General features: G+C 46.1%; 20 protein-coding genes. 11 read left to right on the top strand and 9 right to left on the bottom strand.

From position 1 onward, the window contains the following. Positions 1-133: 133 nt before the first annotated feature. Positions 134-847 (bottom strand): queuosine precursor transporter, encoded by a 714-nt coding sequence (locus tag QI63_RS05585; RefSeq protein ID WP_044014603.1) that lies wholly within the window; start codon positions 845-847, stop codon positions 134-136. A gap of 78 nt (positions 848-925) precedes the next feature. On the opposite strand from QI63_RS05585, the gene QI63_RS05580 reads away from it, so the two are divergent. The 5 genes from QI63_RS05580 (at position 926) to QI63_RS05560 (ending at position 6,265) form a co-directional block, all read left to right on the top strand. Then, positions 926-1,900 carry an L-threonine 3-dehydrogenase gene (locus QI63_RS05580; RefSeq protein ID WP_044014601.1) on the top strand — a complete coding sequence of 325 codons (975 nt, stop codon included), beginning with the start codon at positions 926-928 and terminating at the stop codon, positions 1,898-1,900. A 46-nt stretch (positions 1,901-1,946) separates the two neighbouring features. After that, the gene (locus tag QI63_RS05575) at positions 1,947-3,137 is read left to right on the top strand and encodes a glycine C-acetyltransferase (protein WP_044014599.1); all 1,191 of its coding nucleotides are present in this window, start codon (positions 1,947-1,949) and stop codon (positions 3,135-3,137) included. Positions 3,138-3,338: 201 nt separating this feature from the next. After that, entirely contained in the window at positions 3,339-4,277 is a 939-nt protein-coding gene (locus QI63_RS05570; protein WP_044014597.1) for a hypothetical protein, read from the top strand. 51 nt (positions 4,278-4,328) lie between these two features. Beyond that, a complete protein-coding gene (locus QI63_RS05565; protein ID WP_044014595.1) occupies positions 4,329-5,339 on the top strand; it encodes an SPFH domain-containing protein in 1,011 nt (336 codons plus the stop codon). Next, complete coding sequence (locus QI63_RS05560; RefSeq protein WP_044014593.1) at positions 5,339-6,265, top strand: NAD(+)/NADH kinase; 927 nt, start codon at positions 5,339-5,341, stop codon at positions 6,263-6,265. The genes QI63_RS05565 and QI63_RS05560 overlap by 1 nt, the downstream gene beginning before the upstream one ends. 51 nt (positions 6,266-6,316) lie before the next feature. On the opposite strand, the gene QI63_RS05555 is transcribed toward QI63_RS05560, so the two are convergent. After that, positions 6,317-7,162: a hypothetical protein gene (locus QI63_RS05555; protein ID WP_044014592.1), complete on the bottom strand. Its 846-nt coding sequence runs from the start codon at positions 7,160-7,162 to the stop codon at positions 6,317-6,319. 39 nt (positions 7,163-7,201) lie between these two features. Beyond that, positions 7,202-8,626 carry an AlbA family DNA-binding domain-containing protein gene (locus QI63_RS05550; RefSeq protein ID WP_044017105.1) on the bottom strand — a complete coding sequence of 475 codons (1,425 nt, stop codon included), beginning with the start codon at positions 8,624-8,626 and terminating at the stop codon, positions 7,202-7,204. A 502-nt stretch (positions 8,627-9,128) separates the two neighbouring features. Between QI63_RS05550 and QI63_RS05545 the strand changes: the two genes are divergently transcribed. From QI63_RS05545 to QI63_RS05525, 5 genes are all read left to right on the top strand, one after another. Continuing rightward, positions 9,129-9,587, top strand: a complete 459-nt coding sequence (locus QI63_RS05545) for a flavodoxin domain-containing protein (RefSeq protein ID WP_044014589.1) — start codon at positions 9,129-9,131, stop codon at positions 9,585-9,587. A 19-nt stretch (positions 9,588-9,606) separates the two neighbouring features. Next, positions 9,607-10,629, top strand: a complete 1,023-nt coding sequence (locus QI63_RS05540) for an ABC transporter substrate-binding protein (protein WP_044014588.1) — start codon at positions 9,607-9,609, stop codon at positions 10,627-10,629. Positions 10,630-10,691: 62 nt separating this feature from the next. Further along, the gene (locus QI63_RS05535) at positions 10,692-11,666 is read left to right on the top strand and encodes a FecCD family ABC transporter permease (RefSeq protein ID WP_235619802.1); all 975 of its coding nucleotides are present in this window, start codon (positions 10,692-10,694) and stop codon (positions 11,664-11,666) included. Continuing rightward, positions 11,663-12,457, top strand: a complete 795-nt coding sequence (locus tag QI63_RS05530; RefSeq protein WP_044014584.1) for an ABC transporter ATP-binding protein — start codon at positions 11,663-11,665, stop codon at positions 12,455-12,457. Before QI63_RS05535 ends, QI63_RS05530 begins: the two co-directional genes overlap by 4 nt. A 93-nt stretch (positions 12,458-12,550) precedes the next feature. After that, complete coding sequence (locus QI63_RS05525; protein WP_044014582.1) at positions 12,551-13,585, top strand: hypothetical protein; 1,035 nt, start codon at positions 12,551-12,553, stop codon at positions 13,583-13,585. Between the two features lie 52 nt (positions 13,586-13,637). Here QI63_RS05525 and QI63_RS05520 read toward each other — a convergent pair whose 3' ends face one another. After that, positions 13,638-14,669, bottom strand: coding sequence for a PTS sugar transporter subunit IIC (locus QI63_RS05520; RefSeq protein ID WP_044014580.1), 1,032 nt, complete (start codon positions 14,667-14,669; stop codon positions 13,638-13,640). A 469-nt stretch (positions 14,670-15,138) separates the two neighbouring features. Between QI63_RS05520 and QI63_RS05515 the strand changes: the two genes are divergently transcribed. Beyond that, entirely contained in the window at positions 15,139-16,869 is a 1,731-nt protein-coding gene (locus tag QI63_RS05515; RefSeq protein WP_235619801.1) for a malolactic enzyme, read from the top strand. 172 nt (positions 16,870-17,041) lie between these two features. Here QI63_RS05515 and QI63_RS05510 read toward each other — a convergent pair whose 3' ends face one another. Genes QI63_RS05510 through QI63_RS05490 form a run of 5 tightly spaced genes read right to left on the bottom strand, consistent with a single transcriptional unit; the run spans position 17,042 to position 21,685 of the window. Next, on the bottom strand, positions 17,042-17,791 hold the full coding sequence (locus tag QI63_RS05510; RefSeq protein ID WP_044014576.1) for a YfcE family phosphodiesterase: 750 nt from the start codon (positions 17,789-17,791) through the stop codon (positions 17,042-17,044). Further along, the gene (locus QI63_RS05505; RefSeq protein WP_235619800.1) at positions 17,788-18,672 is read right to left on the bottom strand and encodes a hypothetical protein; all 885 of its coding nucleotides are present in this window, start codon (positions 18,670-18,672) and stop codon (positions 17,788-17,790) included. Before QI63_RS05505 ends, QI63_RS05510 begins: the two co-directional genes overlap by 4 nt. A 16-nt stretch (positions 18,673-18,688) precedes the next feature. After that, the gene (locus QI63_RS05500) at positions 18,689-19,624 is read right to left on the bottom strand and encodes an ABC transporter permease (RefSeq protein WP_044014574.1); all 936 of its coding nucleotides are present in this window, start codon (positions 19,622-19,624) and stop codon (positions 18,689-18,691) included. Between the two features lie 19 nt (positions 19,625-19,643). Then, positions 19,644-20,501, bottom strand: a complete 858-nt coding sequence (locus QI63_RS05495) for an ABC transporter permease (RefSeq protein ID WP_044014572.1) — start codon at positions 20,499-20,501, stop codon at positions 19,644-19,646. 14 nt (positions 20,502-20,515) lie between these two features. Beyond that, positions 20,516-21,685, bottom strand: a complete 1,170-nt coding sequence (locus tag QI63_RS05490) for an ABC transporter ATP-binding protein (RefSeq protein WP_200877772.1) — start codon at positions 21,683-21,685, stop codon at positions 20,516-20,518. Positions 21,686-21,714 lie beyond the last annotated feature (29 nt).

Here is a 21,714-nt window from a genome sequence, read left to right as displayed (position 1 = left end):
GGATATTTTACCTACATACTCTGATGTGTAGCATTAAGAAACGCGAACGATTAAAGACTGGAAAATGAAAGTTTTGGAAAAGTAAGCCGCAAAGCCCGTAAGCTCTGCGGTGAATTAATTCTTACGAGAAATATTACCGGTTAAACTGCGGTAGCGGGTTATACCGCTCACCATAGTCGTAGGTGTCAAGCTGTTCGTGTTTTTTAAAGAAATTAACAACCAGATAGGTAAAAGGGGTAAAAACTACTTCTATCGTTGTCTTAAAAAGATAATTGGACAAAGCCATCACAATTAGCACAGAAGATGCGTATAGCCCTGAAAACGCAATCATCACAAAAATGATACTGTCAAGCAGCTCTCCAATCAAGGTGGAGCCGATGGTGCGCATCCACAGGTGTTTGCCGTTGGTAAGTATCTTCATTCTAGAAAGAACGGTAGAATTGCTATACTCGCCGATAAAGTAACCGCAGATACTACCTGCGCTGATGCGGGGCATTTGCAGCAAAATATTATTAAAATCGCTTTGCAGATTCCAGCCGCCCTCTGCCGGCAAAATACTCACCAGCCAGACATTGAACGCCATAAAAATGAGAACGACAAAGCCCGTCCAAATGACTTTCCGCGTATCCCGATAGCCGTACACCTCAGTCAGCACATCGCCGAAGATATACGAAAACGGAAAAAGCAGCGTACCGCCGTCAAATACGAAGGGACCGATCTGCACCATTTTTACTGCCAAAATATTCGACAGTACCAATACACCGATAAAGAGTCCGGAAAGAACCGGCAAGAAATTCTTTTTCTTCATGAAGCCTGCGGCTTCATCTGTCAAAATAGTGTCATTCATTATTTTATTATAGCAAAATCGCAAAAACGGTGATATACTAAATATATCGATTAAAAATGTATTATCTGAGGAGGTAATATGAAAACAATACTGGTAACAGGAGCCCTCGGTCAGATCGGCAGTGAATTGGTTATGCATCTGCGCAAGACCTACGGCGGCAGCAATGTAATTGCAAGTGATGTAGTTAAAAAAGACATGCCGGAAGTGCTTGAATCCGGGCCTTTTGAACAATTAAACGTGTTGGAACCGCAGAAAGTTGCCGATGTATGTAAAAAATATAAAGTAGACACCGTTATTCACTTAGCAGCGCTTCTTTCCGCTGTTGCGGAACGCGATCCGCAAATGGCGTTCAATATCAATATCCACGGATTATACAATATGCTGGAAATCGCCCGGGAGAATAAATACCGATTCTTTGTCCCCAGCTCTATCGCAGCCTTTGGGCCGGGAACCCCGAAAGACAAAACGCCTCAGGACACCATCCAGCGCCCGACATCGATGTACGGCGTAACCAAAGTTTCAGGCGAACTGCTGTGTGACTACTACCACAAGCGCTTCGGCGTCGATACCCGCGGCGTGCGCTTCCCCGGCCTCATCTCGTATACAACTCCTCCGGGCGGCGGCACTACCGACTATGCCGTTGACATTTATTACGAAGCACTGAAAAACAAAAAATACGACTGCTTTATTAAAGAAGGCACCTATATGGACATGATGTATATGCCCGATGCCCTTAAAGCGGTTCAGCAGCTTTTGGAAACCGATGAATCCAAACTGATCCATCGCAACGCCTTTAATATCGGTTCGATGAGTTTCTCTCCGGAAATTATCGCTGCGGAAATTAAAAAGCACATTCCCGAGTTCAAGATGAACTACAAGGTAGATCCCATGCGGCAAGCCATTGCCGATTCATGGCCGAACTCCATCGACGACACTTGTGCACGGAATGAATGGAACTGGAAACCCGAGTACACACTGGAAACGATGACCGTCGATATGCTGGAAAAACTGAGCAAGCGGCTCGGTGTTGCATATCACTCGGCACAAAAATAAAGAAACGTTGCAATGAGCATTAAATTTCATTGAAGAGGAGAAAACAATGAGCAATATTCACGAAATGGCTTTTTTAAAAGAAAAAGTACAGGAATTAAAAGATCAAGGCTTGTATAAGGTACCGGTAACCCTTGACGGGCCAAACGAAGCAGAATGCGTTATTAATGGAAAGAAAGTTATCAACCTTTCATCAAATAACTATCTGGGCTTTGCAAACCATCCCCGTTTAAAGAAGGCGGCAATCGCAGCGATCGAAACCTACGGCGCGGGAGCGGGCGCCGTCCGCCCTATCATCGGAAACATGAAGATTCACGATGAACTCGAAACTCTGCTTGCTACATTCAAGCGGGAAGAAGCGGTGCTCACCTTCCAGTCAGGCTTTAACTGCAACGCCGGGGTTATCCAAGCGGTTACCGACAAGGGCGACCTCATCCTATCCGATGAATTAAACCATGCGTCCATCATCGACGGCTCCCGCCTTTCAAAAGCCGATAAGGCAGTGTTTAAGCACTCCGACATGGCAGACTTAGAGCGGGTTTTAAAAGAAAAGCGCCCCAACTACCGCAACATCCTCATCATCACCGACGGCGTGTTCTCCATGGACGGCGACATTGCCAAGCTACCGGAAATCGTTGCGCTTGCGGAAAAATACGAGTGCCTAACCTACGTGGATGACGCTCACGCAAGCGGTGTATTAGGCGAGAGCGGACGCGGCTCCGTTGACCACTTCCACCTGCACGGCAGAGTAGACTTTGCAATCGGCACCCTGTCCAAGGCAATCGGCGTTGTCGGCGGTTACGTTGCCGGTAAGCAGGTTACTATCGACTGGCTGAAAAACCGCGGACGTCCCTTCCTGTTCTCCACCGGACTCCCCCCCGCCGCTATCGGCGCATGTATCGAAGCCATCAAAATGCTGATGGAATCAACCGAATACACTGACCGGCTGTGGAAAAACGCCCGCTACTTTAAAGAAAAGCTCGCTCGCCTCGGCTTTAACACCGGACATAGCGAAACCCCCATTACGCCGGTCATCATCGGGGAAGAAGCGAAGACCCTTGAGTTCTCCAAAAAGCTGTTCGATAACGGCTTATTCATCGGACCGATCGTGTTCCCCACCGTACCCAAAGGCACCGGACGCGTCCGCTGTATGGTAACGGCAGGACACACCACCGAACAGCTCGACCGCGCTATTGCCATCTTCGAAAAAGTCGGAAAAGAGATGGGCATTATCGCATAAGCAGATCCTAAATGAGAAGAGACGGAAGCTATGATACGGTTCCGGTGATACGGACTGAGCCGTACAGCCAGGGGCAGATACGGTTCGTATAGCCTTTCGTCTCTTTATCTTTTTAGAGATGCCCTATAGTCACAGAAAAATTCATTTTCAAAAGCACCTCATTATTTGCGGCGCAGCTTATTTACTCAAAGAGGAACACTCATGGGAAGTTTAGACTTTTTATCTAAAGATTATCAATTTAAAAAATATAAGAATGTATATGCAGGAATGCTGCAAGGGTTTTATACGATTTTTCGCGTGGATACCAATGCGAAAAAATGTATCCTTACCATCGGCGCCTCTAAAGAGGCTGATGGAGAAGACATGCTCGCTCTTTTGCAACCGCGGCTTTGCGAAATAAAAAAGGTAAAAACGCGTATCGATAACGCAACATTAATCCTTGAATATCCTATACCGGCATTAGGTAACTATAAGAAAACATTCAATTTACTGAATGATACCGTAATCCCGTTCCTTGTAGAAAATAAGTATAAATCCGGCGGATTTATCTATGGTAAAAATGACGGAACAATACGGTTATTTCAAATAGGATCGCAATACCTGTATCTAACCGAAGCTGAGCGGGCAGAAAAAGAAGCCGATCTTACCGCTCAAAAAGAAAAAGACAAAAACACTCAAGAAAATTTTTTACTCGGTACATTGGGCGTTATCGGCGTTGCATTAGCGGGAATCTTACTGTATGTTATCGTCGGAAAAATGAACCTCTATGTTTGGGCGATTCCAGTCTTACTCAGCGCAATATCCTATACTGTATACAAACGACTGGGAAAAAAATTAACTGTAAAAGCCATCGTTATGATTTTGATTGTACTGAGCATAGCGCTCGCAGCGGCAACCGTCTTGGAATACGGCTGGCGTATATACGATGCCGTAAATGAAGCGCCGGATATTGAGCATATCGGCTTTTTCGATGTTTTAAAAGAAACGCCGGAGCTTATCATCACCGAACCGGATATCGCAAAGCTGGTTAAAAGAGATTTATTGGTAAACGGTGGAATTTTAATATTGGCCTCAATTATTACGATAGTAAGCGCTTACAGGCAAGAAGTACGGTTTATCGAAATAAAAAAACTGGATTAAGTATAAAGAGTCATTGCATTATGCTGTATCAGTTATCAGAGGAGAGCCGATATGTTCGGATTGCGATTTGTAAAATTTGAACCAAATGAATATATTCACGTAATTAAAAAAGGACGTGTGGTAAAAAAAGGCCGCGGGCTTTCGTTTTGGTTTTATAAACCTTCGACTTCGATTATTACCGTTCCGCTTGAAACAAAAAACGTACCGTTCATGTTTGAAGAGCTTTCGAGTGATTATCAAACGCTGACCATACAAGGTGATTTGATCTATAAAATAACCGATACCGAAAAAATTATCGATCAAGTTAATTTCTCCGTTGATCTTAAAAATTATGCGTACCTGTCGGACGATCCTGAAAAATTGAGCCGGATTATTATCAATTTGGTAAATACGATGACCAAAACCGAAGTTTCCAAGCTGCCTTTGCGGGAAGCGATACAATCAATTGATCGAATTGCAGGGGCATTAAAAGAAGCGGTGCAGCACAACGAATATCTGCAAAATTTGGGAATTACAATCACAAATATCAATATTCTTTCAATCTTGCCGAACAAAGAAACAGCGCGGGCGTTGGAAGCGGAAACGCGAGAAAATATTCTGCGCGAAGCGGATGATGCGGTGTACAAGCGGCGTAATGCAGCGGTAGAGCAGGAGCGAAAAATAAAAGAAAACGAATTGAACACGCAGATTGCAGTTGAAGAAAAACAGCGGCAAATTATGGAAGCGCACATGGAGGGAAAACGGGCGGTTCAAGAAAAGAAGCGGGTTATTTTACAGGAAGATATGGCATTCAAAATTAAGCAGGAGCAGGAAAATACGAAGCTTATTGAAATTTCCGTTAAGAACAAGAAGACCGAGGCGGATATTAAAGCCTATTCGCTGAACGCCGTTCTGGAGCCGATGTCCAAGATCAATCCCGAAATTATCAAAGCGCTTTCTTCAATCGGTATGGCGCCCGAAAAGCTGATCGCAAATGCGTTTACCGGACTCGCGGAAAACGCCGGTAAAATCGGCGAGCTGAATATCAGTTCGGAACTGTTACAGCAGTTGATGAAAAAATAATGGACAGGCTGATTATTATCCGCCGTCCGACTCGTTTAGATGCGCTTGTCGCGCGGTTTAATACAAAGCAGCAGGCTCAATTTTACATCGAGCATCTGAATGCGGATTTTAAGGATTATGAAGCGGAACACGAAACGTACTATGCGGTACTGGATAAGCTGGTAAAAACCGCGCAAGGTATCGGCAACGTACAAGTTATCGACTGGAAATTTTTACCGAATTTTATATTCGGCAAAAATGATACGATTATCACCGTCGGACAGGACGGTCTTATCGCCAATACTCTGAAATATCTGGAAGCGCAAAAACTGATCGGCATCAATCCCGATTCAAGCAGGTGGGACGGCGTCCTGTCTCAGTTTTCGGTAGATGAGGCCGGAACGGTTATCAGGCAGGCGTTGAATGACGAGGCAACCGTAAAGCAGGTTACCAAAGCGAAAGTACAGCTTTCCGATAATCAGGTGCTGTATGCCGTCAACGATTTTTTTATCGGTGTTAAAAATCATGCGTCGGCACGGTATGCTATTACGGTTGACGGAGCTGTAGAAAATCAATCTTCAAGCGGCATTATCGTTTCTACGCCTCTTGGACGTTCCGGTTGGATGAAAAGCGTATTGGCAGGCGCTTCGGGAATTACCGGCCGCTTATCAAAACAATCGCTCGCAATTAAAGCAAAGTCCGTCATCGATTGGGGCAAAGAACAGCTCACCTTTGCCGTGAGGGAACCGTTCCCGAGCGTCAACACCGGTACAAAGATTATTTTCGGTTCTATCACCCCCGGTACGGATTTCTGCGTTGAATCGAGGATGGGCGAAAACGGCATCATCTTTTCCGATGGCATTCAAGATGATTATCTTGATTTTAATTATTCGGTTGTGGCGCGTATTTCCATCGCGGATTCCAAGGGCAATATCGTAGTGAAATAGAGAGGCTGTTTCCTTTCGAACCTTAGGAACCACGCGTTCCGCCGAGGAAATTTATGGACGTTCCCTATACCCCACATACTCAGCCGCGGGATAGATACATCCTGCGCATGCAATATCGGCGGAACGCCCTGCCTGCACCCATACCGGCTTAAAATAATTTCCGGCAGCCGGTTTGATTTTTTGTATGATGCCGTCGGGACAATAAATGGAAACAGGCACTCGTTTTTCCGGTGAATGAGATGAATATTCGCAGGTTGCTGCGGAAGAAAGCAATTCGCATACCCGCGTCAAGAAAGCAATTCGTTCTTCAAGCTCAAAGATAAAACGGGAATAAAAAGCGAGCACCCCAAAGTCATTGCCGGAAAGTGCGCTCTGCTCAAGCTGCTGCAGCAAGCAATTCAGCATTAGAAAGGCAGACTTCGATTCTTGATAGCGGGCAGCGGAATACTCGCAGCCATACACCTGTTGCAGCACTGTCTTGAGTGTTTCCGCATCGTTGTATATATGCACAGGTTTTTGCGTACACTGCCGGAATGCGGTTTCGACAGCAGGGCAACAACCGTCAAGCACATACATCTTGGAAGAATACAGAAGCGGACACTTTTGCGTCGTTAAATATACCATCGTACTCTTGATTGCATCGCAGGCAGGATAATCACCGTGTTTAAAAATAAAGGCATCCACTCCGACAATCGGCACCGGCACAAGACCGCAGCCGTAGATGAGCGCTTCGTCGATAACGGGAGACTGAGCTTCCGAATACGCAGAGCCGAATACCCCAACGATATTATCATCCGCCTGCATCCGCAGTGTTGCATCTACATACGCCTCTCTGCGGAGGTCGGGAGCATAGTCAATTATTTCCTGTAATGAAGCATGCTTAAAATCTAATTCCATACGCCGATCGTTTTATTCCTGTTCAAATTTTTTACGTTTCTAATTAAGTTCCCAGTGTCCGTTATTCCCGGTACCGACATATCGTAGATTCTCTATCTCTTTTATGGTTCTCTGGATAGTTTTTACACTTACGCCGGCACTATCTGCAATAGCTTGTCTTGTAATTTTATTATTTGACCTCACCTTTGCCTTTATAAATTCAATCAGCTCCTTCTTATTCTGAGGGACATTGTGAGGGACATTGTGAGAGACATTGTGAGGGACATTTTTTTCGCCGACTTTTTCTGTCGCAATCTTCTTGAGTGGAATAATCGTTCTGAATATATCTCCTTCTTCAAAAATAGGATTTTTTCCCGAATACAGCTGTGTGTACTTATAGGTGTTACGCATACCGGAACCAAGCTCATCGGCAATTCCAATTTCCCTAAAAACTTTAGATATTGACGGATTTTTAGGAAACGGTTCGAATTTTTGCAAATCCAATGCGCCTATCCCATGTGCTACATTGCTATTTTCGATAGTAATTTTTTCATCATCAATAATCATTTTCGCAGGAAAGCCGCTTGAATAATCCCTGTGGGCTAATGTGTTGGAAACTACTTCTCGGAGTATCCTATCTCTTGCATTGACATTAACAATGCCCTCTAAAACAAACAAGTCATTCAAATGCTTTCTGCCAAAGTTGATAAGCCTATCATAACTGTCAATCAGATTGGTAATGACGACATCTCTGTCATCATATCGGTCTTTGTTCTCTACTCTAAATAGTGCATCCGTTTTATGCTGTGATAAAACGGACATAATGGCGTTGTCTTTTCCAAATAATAAAATGGCTGCTAAGGTAATACCTTCTCTATTTGTTTCCGGATCAATTAAAATTAAATTAGCCGTTCTCAGAAGTTCTTCATCATTCATACTCATCCATAAATGATTTTGATTCCTTGCAATAGCCATTTTTCGTGCTTTTTCAATTACCGCTGAGTTTAAACAATCTATTCCCAAATTAGGATAGACCTTATTTACAAAATAGGTGCTTTGTTTCCGCGCATAAAGCTTATATACCAGTTCCGCATTATCGGTAATATTTATATCACCCTCGTAAGATCTATCCCAAATGCGCCCATTGTGCCTGCACACCTGACAGCCTTTTGGCACTCTAATATAAATAAGTTTCTTGCCTTCCATATCTATTGAAACAGGTGTTAAGTATAAAGGCGGATATATTTTTTGCGAATTATTAATAGCTGTTGTAAATTCCCTTGTTATTTTATCAACCATGTCAGGATTAACGCCGGTAATTTCTCTTTTGTCGTTAACTCCTAATACTATATGACCGCCGTTTCTATTGTTAAAAGAACAAACGGAATCATATACGTCTTTTGATAAGGCATTCTTTGATTCTTTAAATTCAACATCAATTTTTTCACCGTTTTGAATGAGTTTCTTTATTTCTTCTGGTGTCATAATTCTCCTTATGCTGATTTTATCACGCCAAGAGCTTATTTTCCATACCGGAATATTTATCGGCAGGGCAACCGCATTAAAAATATTTTTAGCGGTTGCCTTCCTTCTGTGCGAAATTTTGCTTAAAATTTCGCACATTTTTTTCAACAGGCGGGTAAACGCATCAGGTAGAGTAAATAAAAGCCGCGGAAAAATTGAGACTGTGAGACCATTTGAACCATCTTCAACTGTTGTACGTCCATGTACATCAGTTGAAGGCGAGTTTTGTGCGTGCACAAAACATCACTACTGTATGGAACCACTGCCATCCTTGGCAGTTCGGTTGAATAGTATCGATTTTTCCGCGGGAATGTTAAAAAAACGACCTGATGCGTTTACCCTGATTTATCATTTGCATCGGTATCGGAAAAGTAGTACAATCGTTCCATTAAAAACACACGAGTGCCGGATAATGAGAACACATTGCTCGGCATAGGTTTTAAAATTTTTATCGGGAGATTTTATGAAAAAAGCGGCTATTATCTATGCATCGGTTCATCATGGAAATACGGAAAAAGTAGTTACGGCAATGGCACACGATATGCCGGTAACGCTGTTTAAAGTAGAGCAAGCTCAAAATATCGATTTTTCGGAATACGATTGTGTCGGCTTCGCTTCGGGAATATATGCAGGAAGATTTCACAAATCGATATATGCATTTTTGAAACAGCACCGGACTGAACTTCCGAAATATGCTTTCGCCGTATGTACGAGCGGAGTGGGAAAAGGTCGATATGCAAAAAAATTTGCCGGCTATTTACAGGCGAACGGCTTTACCGTATTGGGTGAATTTGAATGTAAAGGATTTGATACCTTCGGACCATTCAAGCTGTTCGGCGGCTTAGGGAAAGGCCACCCTGACGATAAAGAACTTGCAGACGGGGTTGCGTTTATTCAGAAGATTATGTTAACGTCTATCTAAGTTTATAAAGGAGAACTCTATGTCTAAAAAACTCTGTTCATTAGCAATCTTGGTTGTGATGCTTGCAGCTTTGCCGATATGGGCAGGCGGGAAGCAGGACAAAAAAGCATCGGAAGGTTTTGCAACCGTAACCGATCATCAGGGCAGAACCGTTGTTATCCCCAAAAAGCCGGAGCAGATTGTCGCGCCGTTTTATATTCTCAGCAACACGGCATTGGCAATCGGCTGTCGGGACTATATCGTGTCGGGCGACGACAGAAAAAGCGGTCGGCCGTTTATTAAAGAATTCGCTCCCGAACTGGCGGATAAACCCGCTTGCGGCGGCGCAAAGAACTTGAACCTCGAAGCGGTTGCTTCTCTGTCTCCCGATCTCATTTTAGTGCCGTTTAAAGCCGCACAGCAGCTTCCCCAAATCGAAGCGCTCGGTGTTCCTGCATTGGTGATCGAGCCCGAAACGATGAAGAATTTTTTCAGCTATGTTGAAATGCTCGGCGCCGCTTCCGGTAATCGCGAACAAGCACAAAAACTGCTCACTTTTTATAAGACAATCTTAAATGATGTCGCAGGTTTTGTAAAAGGCGAGCCAGCGGTATCCGTTTATGTGGCCAGCCGCTCCGATCATCTGAACGCGCTCAGTCCCAAGATGTTCCAAGCGGAACTCGTTGCGGCAGCAGGCGGAAAATTGGTGAGCGATGATATTACCGATGTCTATTGGACAAAAGTATCGCTGGAGCAAGTCCAGAAATACGCCCCGCAGGTCATCGTTGCCGCAACGGGATCGAAGGTAACTCCGGCAGAACTTGCAGGAAAGGCTGAATGGAAGGGCATTCCCGCAGTCGATAACGGCAAGGTCTATGTATTCCCGTCAAGTGTTGATGAGTGGGATTCCCCCATTCCGTGCTCATGCCTCGGTGTTATCTGGCTTGCCGATAAACTGCATCCGGGAAAAATCCCTGCCGGTTATTTAGCGGAAAAAACCAAGGCCTTTTATCGGGACTTCTTCGGTAAAGAAAAAGACCTCGCCTCTCTTAATGTAAAATAAAAAGATAAAACCTTTCAATGCAGATGCGGTACAGGACTAAACTGATATGTGCAGCTTTCATAATGCCTCTGGCAGCGCTGATATTCTCGCTGAGCTGGGGGCGTTATCCGCTCTCCTTTATTAAGATACTTTCCATCCTGTTCCGCACCGATGCATTTGCGGCGGTAACCACAGCCGATTACAATATCTTTATGAACATTAGGCTGCCGCGTACGCTCTTTGTCTTTCTTTCAGGGGGCGCAATCGGATTGAGCGGGGTAAGCCTGCAAAGCCTATTCCGTAATCCACTGGTAGCACCCGACATCATCGGTGTTTCTACCGGCGCTTCCCTCGGCGCGGCAATCGGTATCGTGCTGCTCCATACAAGTGCGGCAGGCATCCAGCTCTGCGCCTTTGCGGGAGGCATCGGGGCGACATTGCTTGTGTTGCAGCTTTCGAACATCGGCGGAGAACACAGCTTGATACGCCTTGTGCTTGCAGGCGTCATCATCAATGCGCTTGCCGGAGCAGGGGTATCCCTTATCAAATACATGGCGGATCCGCTCAATGAGCTGCCTGCTCTGGAGTTCTGGCTGATGGGCTGTTTTAACGTTATCACGTGGAAAAAGCTCGCCGCCTTTTTGCCGATTGCCGTTGCGGGATGCAGCTTTATTATCCTGTTCCGCAGGCAGCTCAATATTCTCTCGCTCGGTGATGAAGAAGCGGCGTCGCTCGGTACGCCGGTTAAAAAGATGCGGCTGCTGTTTATTATCACTTCGACATTGTTGGTTGCAAGCGTTGTGTCCGCTGCGGGTATCATCAGTTGGATCGGGCTTATTGCGCCGCATGTTATCCGGCTGCTGTTCGGCAATAACAATTACAAAGTTGCCCCGCTTTCCTTTATGTGCGGCGCTGCGCTCCTCTTGTTTGCGGATACCGTTGCCCGCTCCCTGTCCGGCAATGAGATACCGGTCAGTATTATCACGGCTGTCATCGGCGCGCCGATTCTTGCGCAGTTGATGCTCCGCCGGAACAACGATATTTGGATTGGAATATGAACGCGGCTTTTGAGCTTGACGGCGTTACGGCGGTGCGGGGAACCCAGCCTATTCTGAAAGACCTCCGGCTGCATATTCCGCAGCAACAGGTTATTGCGCTGATAGGCCCTAACGGAGCGGGCAAGACCACCCTGTTGCGGCTCCTCGCCGGTCTTGATACGCCAGCCTCCGGTACGCTCTCCGTACTGGGAGAAAATGCGGCGCAGCTTACACGGAAGCGCTTCGCTCAAAAAGTATGCTACATTCCGCAGGGACATTCCGGCGTATTTACCTACACGGTACGCGACTTTGTTGTGATGGGACGTAATCCCCATCAAACCGCGCTGCAAGCCCCTTCGCAAAAAGATTGGGAATATGTCGATCATGCGCTTGAGGTATTCGGTTTAACGCAATTTGCCGACCGCTATTACAGTCAGCTCAGTTCCGGGGAATCGCGGCTCGTAATGCTTGCCCGCGGCATGGTACAGGATGCGCCCATCATCCTCTTGGATGAACCGACCGCCAATCTCGACTTTTACAACGAGCATAAGATTATGCAGATTACCCGTAAGCTTTGTACAAAAGTGCACAAGACGGTGCTCGTTTCTATTCATAACCCCGCGCTTGCCTTGCAATACGCCGACCTTGTCTACTGCATTTACGGCGGAGGTATCGCTGCCGTGGAAGAAAAAACTAATCCCGATTTTGAACGCAATATTACCGCAATGCTGAATGTTATGTACGCAGAAAAAGGATGCGGTGCTATCCGGCTTCAACGCATCGATGATATCCCGTTTGTGTATTTGAAGTAACGGCAGCTACAGTTGCGGGACAACCTTTTTCACGATATGTATCCGCAAGAAAATATTTGGCAAAATCCGGATTTTGTGGTATACTGATAAGGTATGACTTATGCATCTTTGTCTGCAACGCTCTCAATGCCATACACAACTGAAGATGGAAGCACTTCATCCGATATTGTGGTGTTCGATAAAGACGAACACGCGGTAATCGAACAGATTTTAAAAAGCTTACAAGCTTATGCTCCAGGGGTACTGAGCAACATTGCAAACTGTATTACAACATTAGAACAAGTGGCGGTAGCTGTCTCCCGCTATCCCTCAATACAACGCAGCACCGTCCTTGCAGGTGAACATCGATCGGCAGAAACATTGATCGACACACTCTGCAGCAGTGATCCTTCTTCACGTTTACTGACATTACCGACAAAGGTTATCCTCGGCAAAAGCTTTCTGATTGCCAAATTTCAAACTTTTTCCGCACTCACCAAAATAGCGATGAATGCTTTTTTTGAAGAAAAAGATATCCAAGCACTGCGGCGGATTACCCTTCGCGCTATGTTCGCACTCATGGCGGAAGATGTATATACGATGCTTCTTGATAATGCCGATCTTCAGCATGAAACACGAAAAGATATAGCAGAATTATTAACCGAACTATGGGAGCATCGGCTGGATGAACACTCCTCATCTTTTGCACCTGTTTTACACAAGGTTTGGACAGCGCGGAACAAACTTGCACCGAACTTCGGCAGTATGCTTGGCGTCAGTGAACTCTTTCTTCTTTCAATGGAGCTTGATGAATCGTGGGAACGGTTTATGATTGCAAAATTGGCAGACCCTGAAATCGGCCAAGCACTGGAAGAATTCTTATTCGGTATCTCTTATGAAAAGATCAATTTTATCCGCAATATTTTGAAGGAAAGAAAAGTTTCTGCCCTCAGCAGAGACGAAGCATATAATCTACTCGGCTTCAAAAGAGAATTTCCGAGTGATGATCCGCGTGGCTTCTATGCTTCTTTTATTGACCGGAAAAACAACGCCGAATCGCGCCGGAGACTCCAAGTCCCCGGCCCCAAGCGAACACTCGAAGACCTCTACATCCAGTTTATTTTTGAAGAAGGCTTAAGCGAGACATAAACCCGTTCGAAAACTTCCGTTTCAGAACAGGTTACCTCGAATAACACGGCTGTTACAGCGCAAGTTTTAAATCGCCGTCTTTAATCCATCCGATTTTCCGCAACGGCACGGTAAAAAGAATTGTGAGTACGGCGGGAGCGATAATGTGCAGCAACAAGATAGAAAGGTAGATGCTTGCGGTGCTGCGCCCGGTTCCACTCATCGCCGTCAGCGCACCGATTTGACCGACCAACCCGCAAGTTCCCATTCCTGAGCCGATGGGGGTATTTTCCATTTTTAACAGCATCGTCGAAACCGGCCCCAATACGGCGGATGCGGCAATCGGTGGTATCCATATTCGGGGATTTTTAATAATATTCGGCATGTGGAGCATACTGGTGCCGATGCCGACTGCAAAGCTGCCGCCGAATCCGTTATCCCGATAGCTCATCACTGCAAAGCCGATCATCTGAGCGCAGCACCCCGCCGCTGCCGCGCCTCCTGCAAGCCCCGAAAGAGAAAGCATCATACAGAGCGCCGCACTGCTAATCGGCAGCGTGAGAATTATCCCAACCAATACCGCAAGGCAAATCCCCATCAGGAACGGACGCAGAGTTGTCGCCGTCATAATAACCTCTCCGAGCCAATTCATACACGCAGACATATATGGCCCGAAAAAGACGGCTATTACGCTGCCGGAAAGAATGGTTACCGTCGGCGTCACAATCAGGTCAATCTTTGTTTCTTTTGAAACCAGCTTCCCCAGTTCGGTACCGACAATGGCGGAAATAAAGGCGCCCACTGCACCGCCGAACATATTACCGGCATACCCGACAATAGAGGCGGAGAACAAGACAAAGGTGTGCGCTTTAAGCGAGTGCGCAACCGCAATACCGATGGCGGCGCCCGTCATATCACGGCATATCGGCCAGATGGTATCGGTCAAAAAGGTAATATGCAGCTGCTGCCCTACGGTTCTCAGAATTGTTCCGACAAGCAAGGATGAAAAAAGCCCCATCGCCATGGCGCTCATCGCATCAATAAAATACCGCTTACCGGAAATCTCTATATCTTTTCTTTTTAAGAAAAGCTGTAATTTGTTCATATGAGACAAATCTCCTTATATTCGTGCGGAGAGTTTAATCCCCTGCACTATTTTTTACAAGAGGGAACCTCTAAAAACTTCCGTTTTTAGAAGTTTTCCTTAGATTTAGATTGCGATGTTTTTTTGATAAGTCATAACAATGTAAAGACTTATCAAAAAAGACTCGTCGGGTATCTCTAAAAATCTAACCGAGTTTTTAGAGATACCCAAAACTCAAAAATGCTGATGCTTCTTACTCTGAAGTGAAAGCATTCAGAATGTATATCCGTTCAATAAATGCGATGTTCACACATCGTGCTATTTGTACGATTTAGAACTCGTAGACCTATTCGGAAACGCAGTTATCGAATAGATCGATTATAACGAAACTTATTACAGAAGAAAAAATTAAGCATAATAATACAAAAATAAAAAAGTTGAGACAATAGACAAAAAAATTGATTGATTAAGCTAGAAAATTTATAAAAACATGATAAACTGTGTATCGGTACTAAAAGTACATTTGAGAGTTTCCATTGAGATTTGGAAGGATATCCGCAATCCCGCAAACGGACAGTATGGAGGAACCTTTATGGAAAAATATGGGTATGACATTATCCATGATGCGTTTTTGAACAAGGGAACAGCATTTTCTGCCGAAGAAAGAAAAAAATATCATCTGGAAGGGCTGCTTCCGCCGTGTATTGACGATATTGAAACACAGGCAAATAGAATTTACCGGCAGATGGAACGAAAAAATTCCGGCATAGAAAAAAGAAGATTTCTTATGGATGTCTTCAATCACAACCGGCGACTTTTCTATTATGTATTTCATGAACACATTGTTGAACTAATGCCGATTGTTTATGATCCGGTTATTGCAGAAAGTATTGAGCAGTACAGCGGACAGTTTAGCGATACACAAGGTGCAGCGTTTTTGTCGATTGATGCTCCGGAGCAAATCGAAGAGACGCTTCGGCATGCCGCAGGCGGAAGACACATCAGACTTATCGTTGCGACGGATGCGGAAGGAATTCTCGGTATCGGCGACTGGGGGACAAATGGCGTTGACATCTCCGTGGGTAAACTGATGGTCTATACTGCGGCCGCAGGAATTGATCCGCAAACGGTATTGCCGGTTGTACTGGATTGCGGAACAAACAGGCAAACACTGCTTGATGACCCGCTCTATCTCGGAAATCACCACAAGAGAATATACGGCGACAGATATTACCGCTTCATCGATCGATTTGTAACAGCGGCGGAAAAATTGTTTCCTGATTTATATCTCCACTTTGAAGATTTCGGCAGATCGAACGCCGCAAAGGTTTTGCAAACATACCAGAAGACTTTTCCCGTATTCAATGATGACTGCCAAGGAACCGGTATCATTACGCTTGCGGGAATCCTCGGCGCTATGAAAATCAACGGGCAAAAGCTTACGGATCAGGTATATCTGTGCTTTGGAGCAGGAACTGCCGGAGCCGGAATTACCGATCGTATTTTTAGAGAAATAGTTGCCCAAGGGCTTTCTGAAGACGAAGCTCGCAGTCATTTTTATATGGTTGATAAGCAAGGACTTTTGTTCGATGATATGGACGATCTAACGCCAGAGCAAAAACCGTTTGCGCGAAAACGTCGCGAATTTTCCGATGCGGCAAGTCTCACCTCGCTTACAAAAGCGGTGATGGCAATTCGTCCGACGATTCTAGTAGGAACATCAACAACACCGGGAACCTTTACGGAAGAGATTGTCCGCGCTATGACATCATGGTGCGAACACCCGATTATTTTCCCGCTCAGTAACCCAACGGAACTGGCGGAAGCTACGGCTTCGGATTTGATTCATTGGTCGGACGGCCGCGCCATGGTGGCAACCGGAATTCCTGCCGATCCGGTAGAATACAAGGGCGTTACATACACAATCGGACAGGCCAACAATGCACTGATTTATCCGGGATTGGGCTTAGGCAGTATCGCGGTAAATTCAAAACTCGTAACCGATGAAATGATTTCTGCAGCCGCCCACTCGCTTGGTGCATTTATCGAAACCGGTAAACCGGGCGCGGCGGTTTTGCCACCGGTAGCACGGCTAACGGAATTTTCCGAAGCGGTTGCCGTCGCGGTTGCTTCGTGTGCCGTTCGTCAAAAATTAAACCGTGTTGCAACGGATAATGTAGAAAAAACGGTCAAAGACTGTATCTGGAAACCGGAATATTAAAATAGGAGAAAGGCAAGGCTGATACAAGTGCGGCTTATACGAGCACACGGGAGCGGTTAATACCCCGACGCTTGCGTCGGGGTATGTTGATCCGTGCGGAGAAGATAATCGCTGACACTCTCCATCGAGGTTCCTTTTTTGGAACAGCTCCGTGTTGATTCATGCCCAAGGACTAATCCCCTGCACTCTGGCGTATCGGGATAGGATAGACTGCGTGTGCGGAGGCAGAAAAAGCACCGTCGGATTCCCGTATCAGCTGATAAAATTGCACCTTGCTGAATAACCCCGTCACTGAACTGTCTCCGGTGGCTGTATCTTCAGGGCTTCCCGCTTGCCCTGTGCGGAGCGATAAAAGCGCAAAACCGCCGTAGGATTTACCGCGGGGACGCAAGGGGCTACCGGGATTGACAGCCGTAACGCCGCCGAAACATTCGATACTTTGAATATGCGTATGCCCGTATACGGCGATTGTACAACCGAGGTTTTCGGCCGTCATGCTCAATTTACGCCCGTCAAGTTCAACATGGTGCAGATGCCCGTGCGCCAATAAAATCTGCTGTCCGGCTATCATCTTTTGTTGATATACCGGCAGCCCGAACGGTTTCAGGTTTTCGCTATCTGGAAAAACCGGCGGACAGAGCCGGCAGTCGCAGTTCCCCTGCGCCATAATAATCACCGGCGGAATGGTGAGCTTGCCGGCAGCAGCTTCGCGCACAACAGTCATTATATCTTGAGCACCGTCTCCGGCAAAAAGGCAAGCTTGGCATTCCTCGCTAAACGCTGCTAAAATCCACCGCACTGCATCCACTGCTCCGTGCGTGTCGGAAAGCAGCAAGACGGAAGCGGTATCCGCATATTTCAATCGATTGTAGAAATCGGCATCGGCAATAATACCGTTTTCGCAGCGAGTAAAACGGTTCATTGTTTTTCCCCTGCGGCGCTCATTTCCGGTTCCTCGCTATCTGCCCGCCCGCCGGTCGAAGGCGGTGATAAAATAAGATAATTGTACGAACGGATATTCAGTTCAGGGTCTTTATACGGATGCAGCGTATACGGTGTACCGCCCCATGCCGCTATTCCCTGCTCTTTTAATATATCGACCGTTGTTGCAACTGCCCGCGCAAACCGCGGAAACGGCTCCTGTTCCGGCAATTCATTGATTTGTTCTACAGCGGTTACGGCACAGAGCACCAGCGTCTGTACATCATGCGCGGGGATATCCACCGCCCTGTCGGCCTTTGCAAACGAGTCGGGCAGTTCAAAGTCTACAACAATATCGCTGCAGGCTTCGAGCGGCAAAATCTCTTCTACCGGAAGCAAGGAAAAAATATGTAAGTCAGGGTATTTCTCTTGAGCGGTACGGAGTATGCGAGCGCCGCCTTCGGGAATACCGATAGAAATAAGCGCCTCAACAGGCTGTGCCGCAAGCCGTTCAGAGATTATCGAAAGCCGAGGCTGCTTTGTCTTAGCGGTCATATCGCGATAGCTCAAAATATACAGGTTCGCTTTTAGACTCTCCGAATCATAAACATTCGAAAGATAGGTAAATAAATCGGAATACTGATAAAAATCCTTTCCCAGCACAAACAGGAGAGAATGAGTAAGTTCCTTCTTTTTATGAGATAGCTTGCCTGAACCGCTTTTCCCATCGCAAGAAGCAGCTCCGGCAATGAAACCGACAATTAAAATTATAAAACCGGTACGGATAATAGTTTGCCTCAAGCGGCACAATGAGAAACCGCTCCGCAGATATACGGGATGCGCTGCAACCGGGGAGGCGGTATCAGTATTTTTTTTCATCATCAAATCCGCGGCGCGTTTAATTTGAGGCCGCAATTCCTTTTAAAAAATTACGTAACATAAAAGCAATCAGCATGGTTCCTAAAATCATAATGAGGGAAAGTGCGTTAATTACCGGAGAAATACCGTACCGAACCATCGAAAACACATAGAGCGGTAGCGTCGTGGAACCGGGGCCGGATACAAAAAAGGTTATCACAAAGTCTTCAAGCGACAACGTAACCGACATAAAAAAGCCGGATAAAATCGCCGGAAAAATTGCGGGAATTATCACCTTGAATAAAGTCTGCCGCTCCGTTGCGCCGAGGTCGTGCGCGGCTTCGACAATTGAAAAATCGAACTCTTCAAGGCGGGCAAGCACCAGCAAAAACACAAAAGGCAAACAAAAGGTAATATGCGCAATAATAATTGAAAAAAAGCCGAGCGGTATATTGATTGCCGAAAAGAAAATCAGCGTAGACATACCGATAACAACTTCCGGCAGCACCATCGGGAGAATACTCACCGCTTGCACATACCCTCTGCCCCGGAACCGGTACCACTGTACGCCGAGACCGGCAAAGGTACCGATAACAACGGAACAAAATGCGGAAACAAAGGCTATAAGTATGCTGTGCCAAAATGAAGTCCATAATTTTTCGGATTCCAAGAAAAGCGCGGCATACCATTTCAACGAAAAGCCCGACCATACAATCGCCTTGCCTTCGTTAAAAGAAAACACTGCGATAATCGCAAGAGGTAAAAACAAGAACAACAGCACAAACACCAGCACTGTAGAAGAAAACCAAGAACTGTTAAGGTTCTTATATGCACGCCGTGCATGACGCGCCGGTTCGGATTCCCGTTTGCGTTTCTCGAATTTCTGAATTAACCGCCGGTACGGGCTTTTTACCGAACTGTGCCGGTACGGAACCGGTAACGCTTGCTGTTGTATATCTTGCGGTATATCAGACATACTCACTCCTCACTCTTCACTATTTTGCGGCTTGCTTTTCTTGCTTAAAGCTGGCGTACATCATCCAGAGGACACCGGCAGCGCTAACGACGGTGATAAGTACCGAAAAGGCTGAGGCGAGCGGCCAGTTGCGGATCTTCGTTACCTGATCGACAATCAAATTACCGAACATATAAGAGTCCTTTCCGCCGACAAGGAGCGGTACGGTATAAGAGCCGAATACCGGAATAAAGGTAAAGATGACCGCGGTCAGGATTCCGGCACGGATATTAGGCAGCATAACCTTAACGATAGCCTCCGTTTTGGTAGCGCCAAGATCTCGTGCGGCTTCCAACAGCGAAAAGTCAAACTTGTCGATTGCCGAAAAAATCGGAAAAATTGCATACGGGATAAACATATATACCAGCACGAGTATCACCGCCTGTTGGTTATACAAAAACGGAATACTTTCGGTGATAAGATGCAGCTTTTTCAAAAGCCCGTTAAGGAAACCTTGAGTACCGAGTATCGAAATCCACGCATTGATTCTAATCAGAGAGTTTGTCCAAAAAGGAATGATAATCAAAAACAAAAAGAACAGCTGATGCTTACTACGCGCAATTGCATATCCGGCAGGAAGCGCAAGCAGAATACAAATGAGCGTTACGGCAATACTGACACAGAGCGTCCGCACAAATAATAACCCGTAGCTTGCAGTAAAAAGCTGAATATAGGCGTTGAACGTGAAATGTCGCACAACTCCGCCGTATAATCCTTTTTGAAGAAAACTATACACGCCGATGATGAGAAGCGGCAGCACAAAAAAGACGGTAAACCATGCCGCCATCGGAAAGGTATACAAAAAGGCGTACCGCCGCCGGGAATGATCTTGCACCATAGTCTGATATACCTTTATGTTAAATCTTCGACGATGTAGCCGTCATTGGCTGCCCACGAAACATATACCGTATCCTTCCATTCGATTTCAGGCCCGTCCTCAAGATAGTTTTGATGCTGTTTAAAAACCTGCACCACGGTGCCGCATTCCAGCTTTACAAAAAACTTAGATTGGAATCCCGAATAAATCGGCTCTTCTACCTCACCGCGGAAAACATTCAATTCCTTTGTCTGTGAGGACGGCTTTTCCAACGAAATGCGGATTTTTTCCGGCCGCACGGTAAAGCACACCGGTTGCCCCACTTCGGTTTTATCATAGTCGGTAATCTTAACCGAAGTTCCCAGCGCCGGTGTATCGAGCGTAACCATAAAGCCGTCCGTATGCGGCTCACACGCTACCACGGTTGCATCAAAGAGGTTTGTTTCGCCGATAAATTTTGCAACAAAAGCTGTGGCAGGCTGTTCGTAAATTTCATACGGACTGCCGATTTGCAGCACCTTTCCCTGATTCATCACCGCAATGCGGTCTGAGACGGAAAGCGCTTCGCTTTGGTCATGCGTTACGAAAATAAAGGTAATGCCGATTTGGTCGTGCAGTTTATCAAGCTCAATTAAAAGATTTGCCCGCAGCTTTGCGTCCAATGCGGAAAGCGGTTCATCCAGCAGCAGCACCCGCGGTTCGTTAATCAACGCACGGGCAATGGCAACCCGCTGCTTCTGCCCACCGGAAAGCTGGGACGGCTTTTTGTAGATATGCGCATCGAGCTGCACCAAATGCAGATATTCTTTAACCCGCCGGTCAATTTCGTCCTGCGGACGCTTGCGAATCCTGAGCGGAAAGGCGATGTTTTCATACACGGACAGGTGCGGAAAAAGCGCGTAGGTTTGAAAGACGGTATTCGATTGCCGTTTATGGGCTTCTATGCCGACAATATTTTGCCCGTCAAAGGTAATAACCCCCGAATCCGGTTGTTCAAACCCGGCAATAATACGCAACAACGTTGTTTTACCGCAACCGGACGGCCCCAACAGCGAGAAAAACTCCCCGCGCTTAATGTGAATAACGGCATTATCCACCGCATGAAAATCACCAAATGTTTTTGACACATTTTCGATTGAAATTTCGCACCCTTTCACTGACGCATCGCGCCCCCTTCCACTTGTTATAGCCCGCTCTAAAAGCATTTAACCCATAACCGGACTTTAGAGGAGAC

It is taken from the genome of Treponema sp. OMZ 838, from assembly GCF_000775995.1.
Classification (GTDB): Bacteria; Spirochaetota; Spirochaetia; order Treponematales; family Treponemataceae; genus Treponema.
This window is presented reverse-complemented; position numbering and strand designations above follow the sequence as displayed.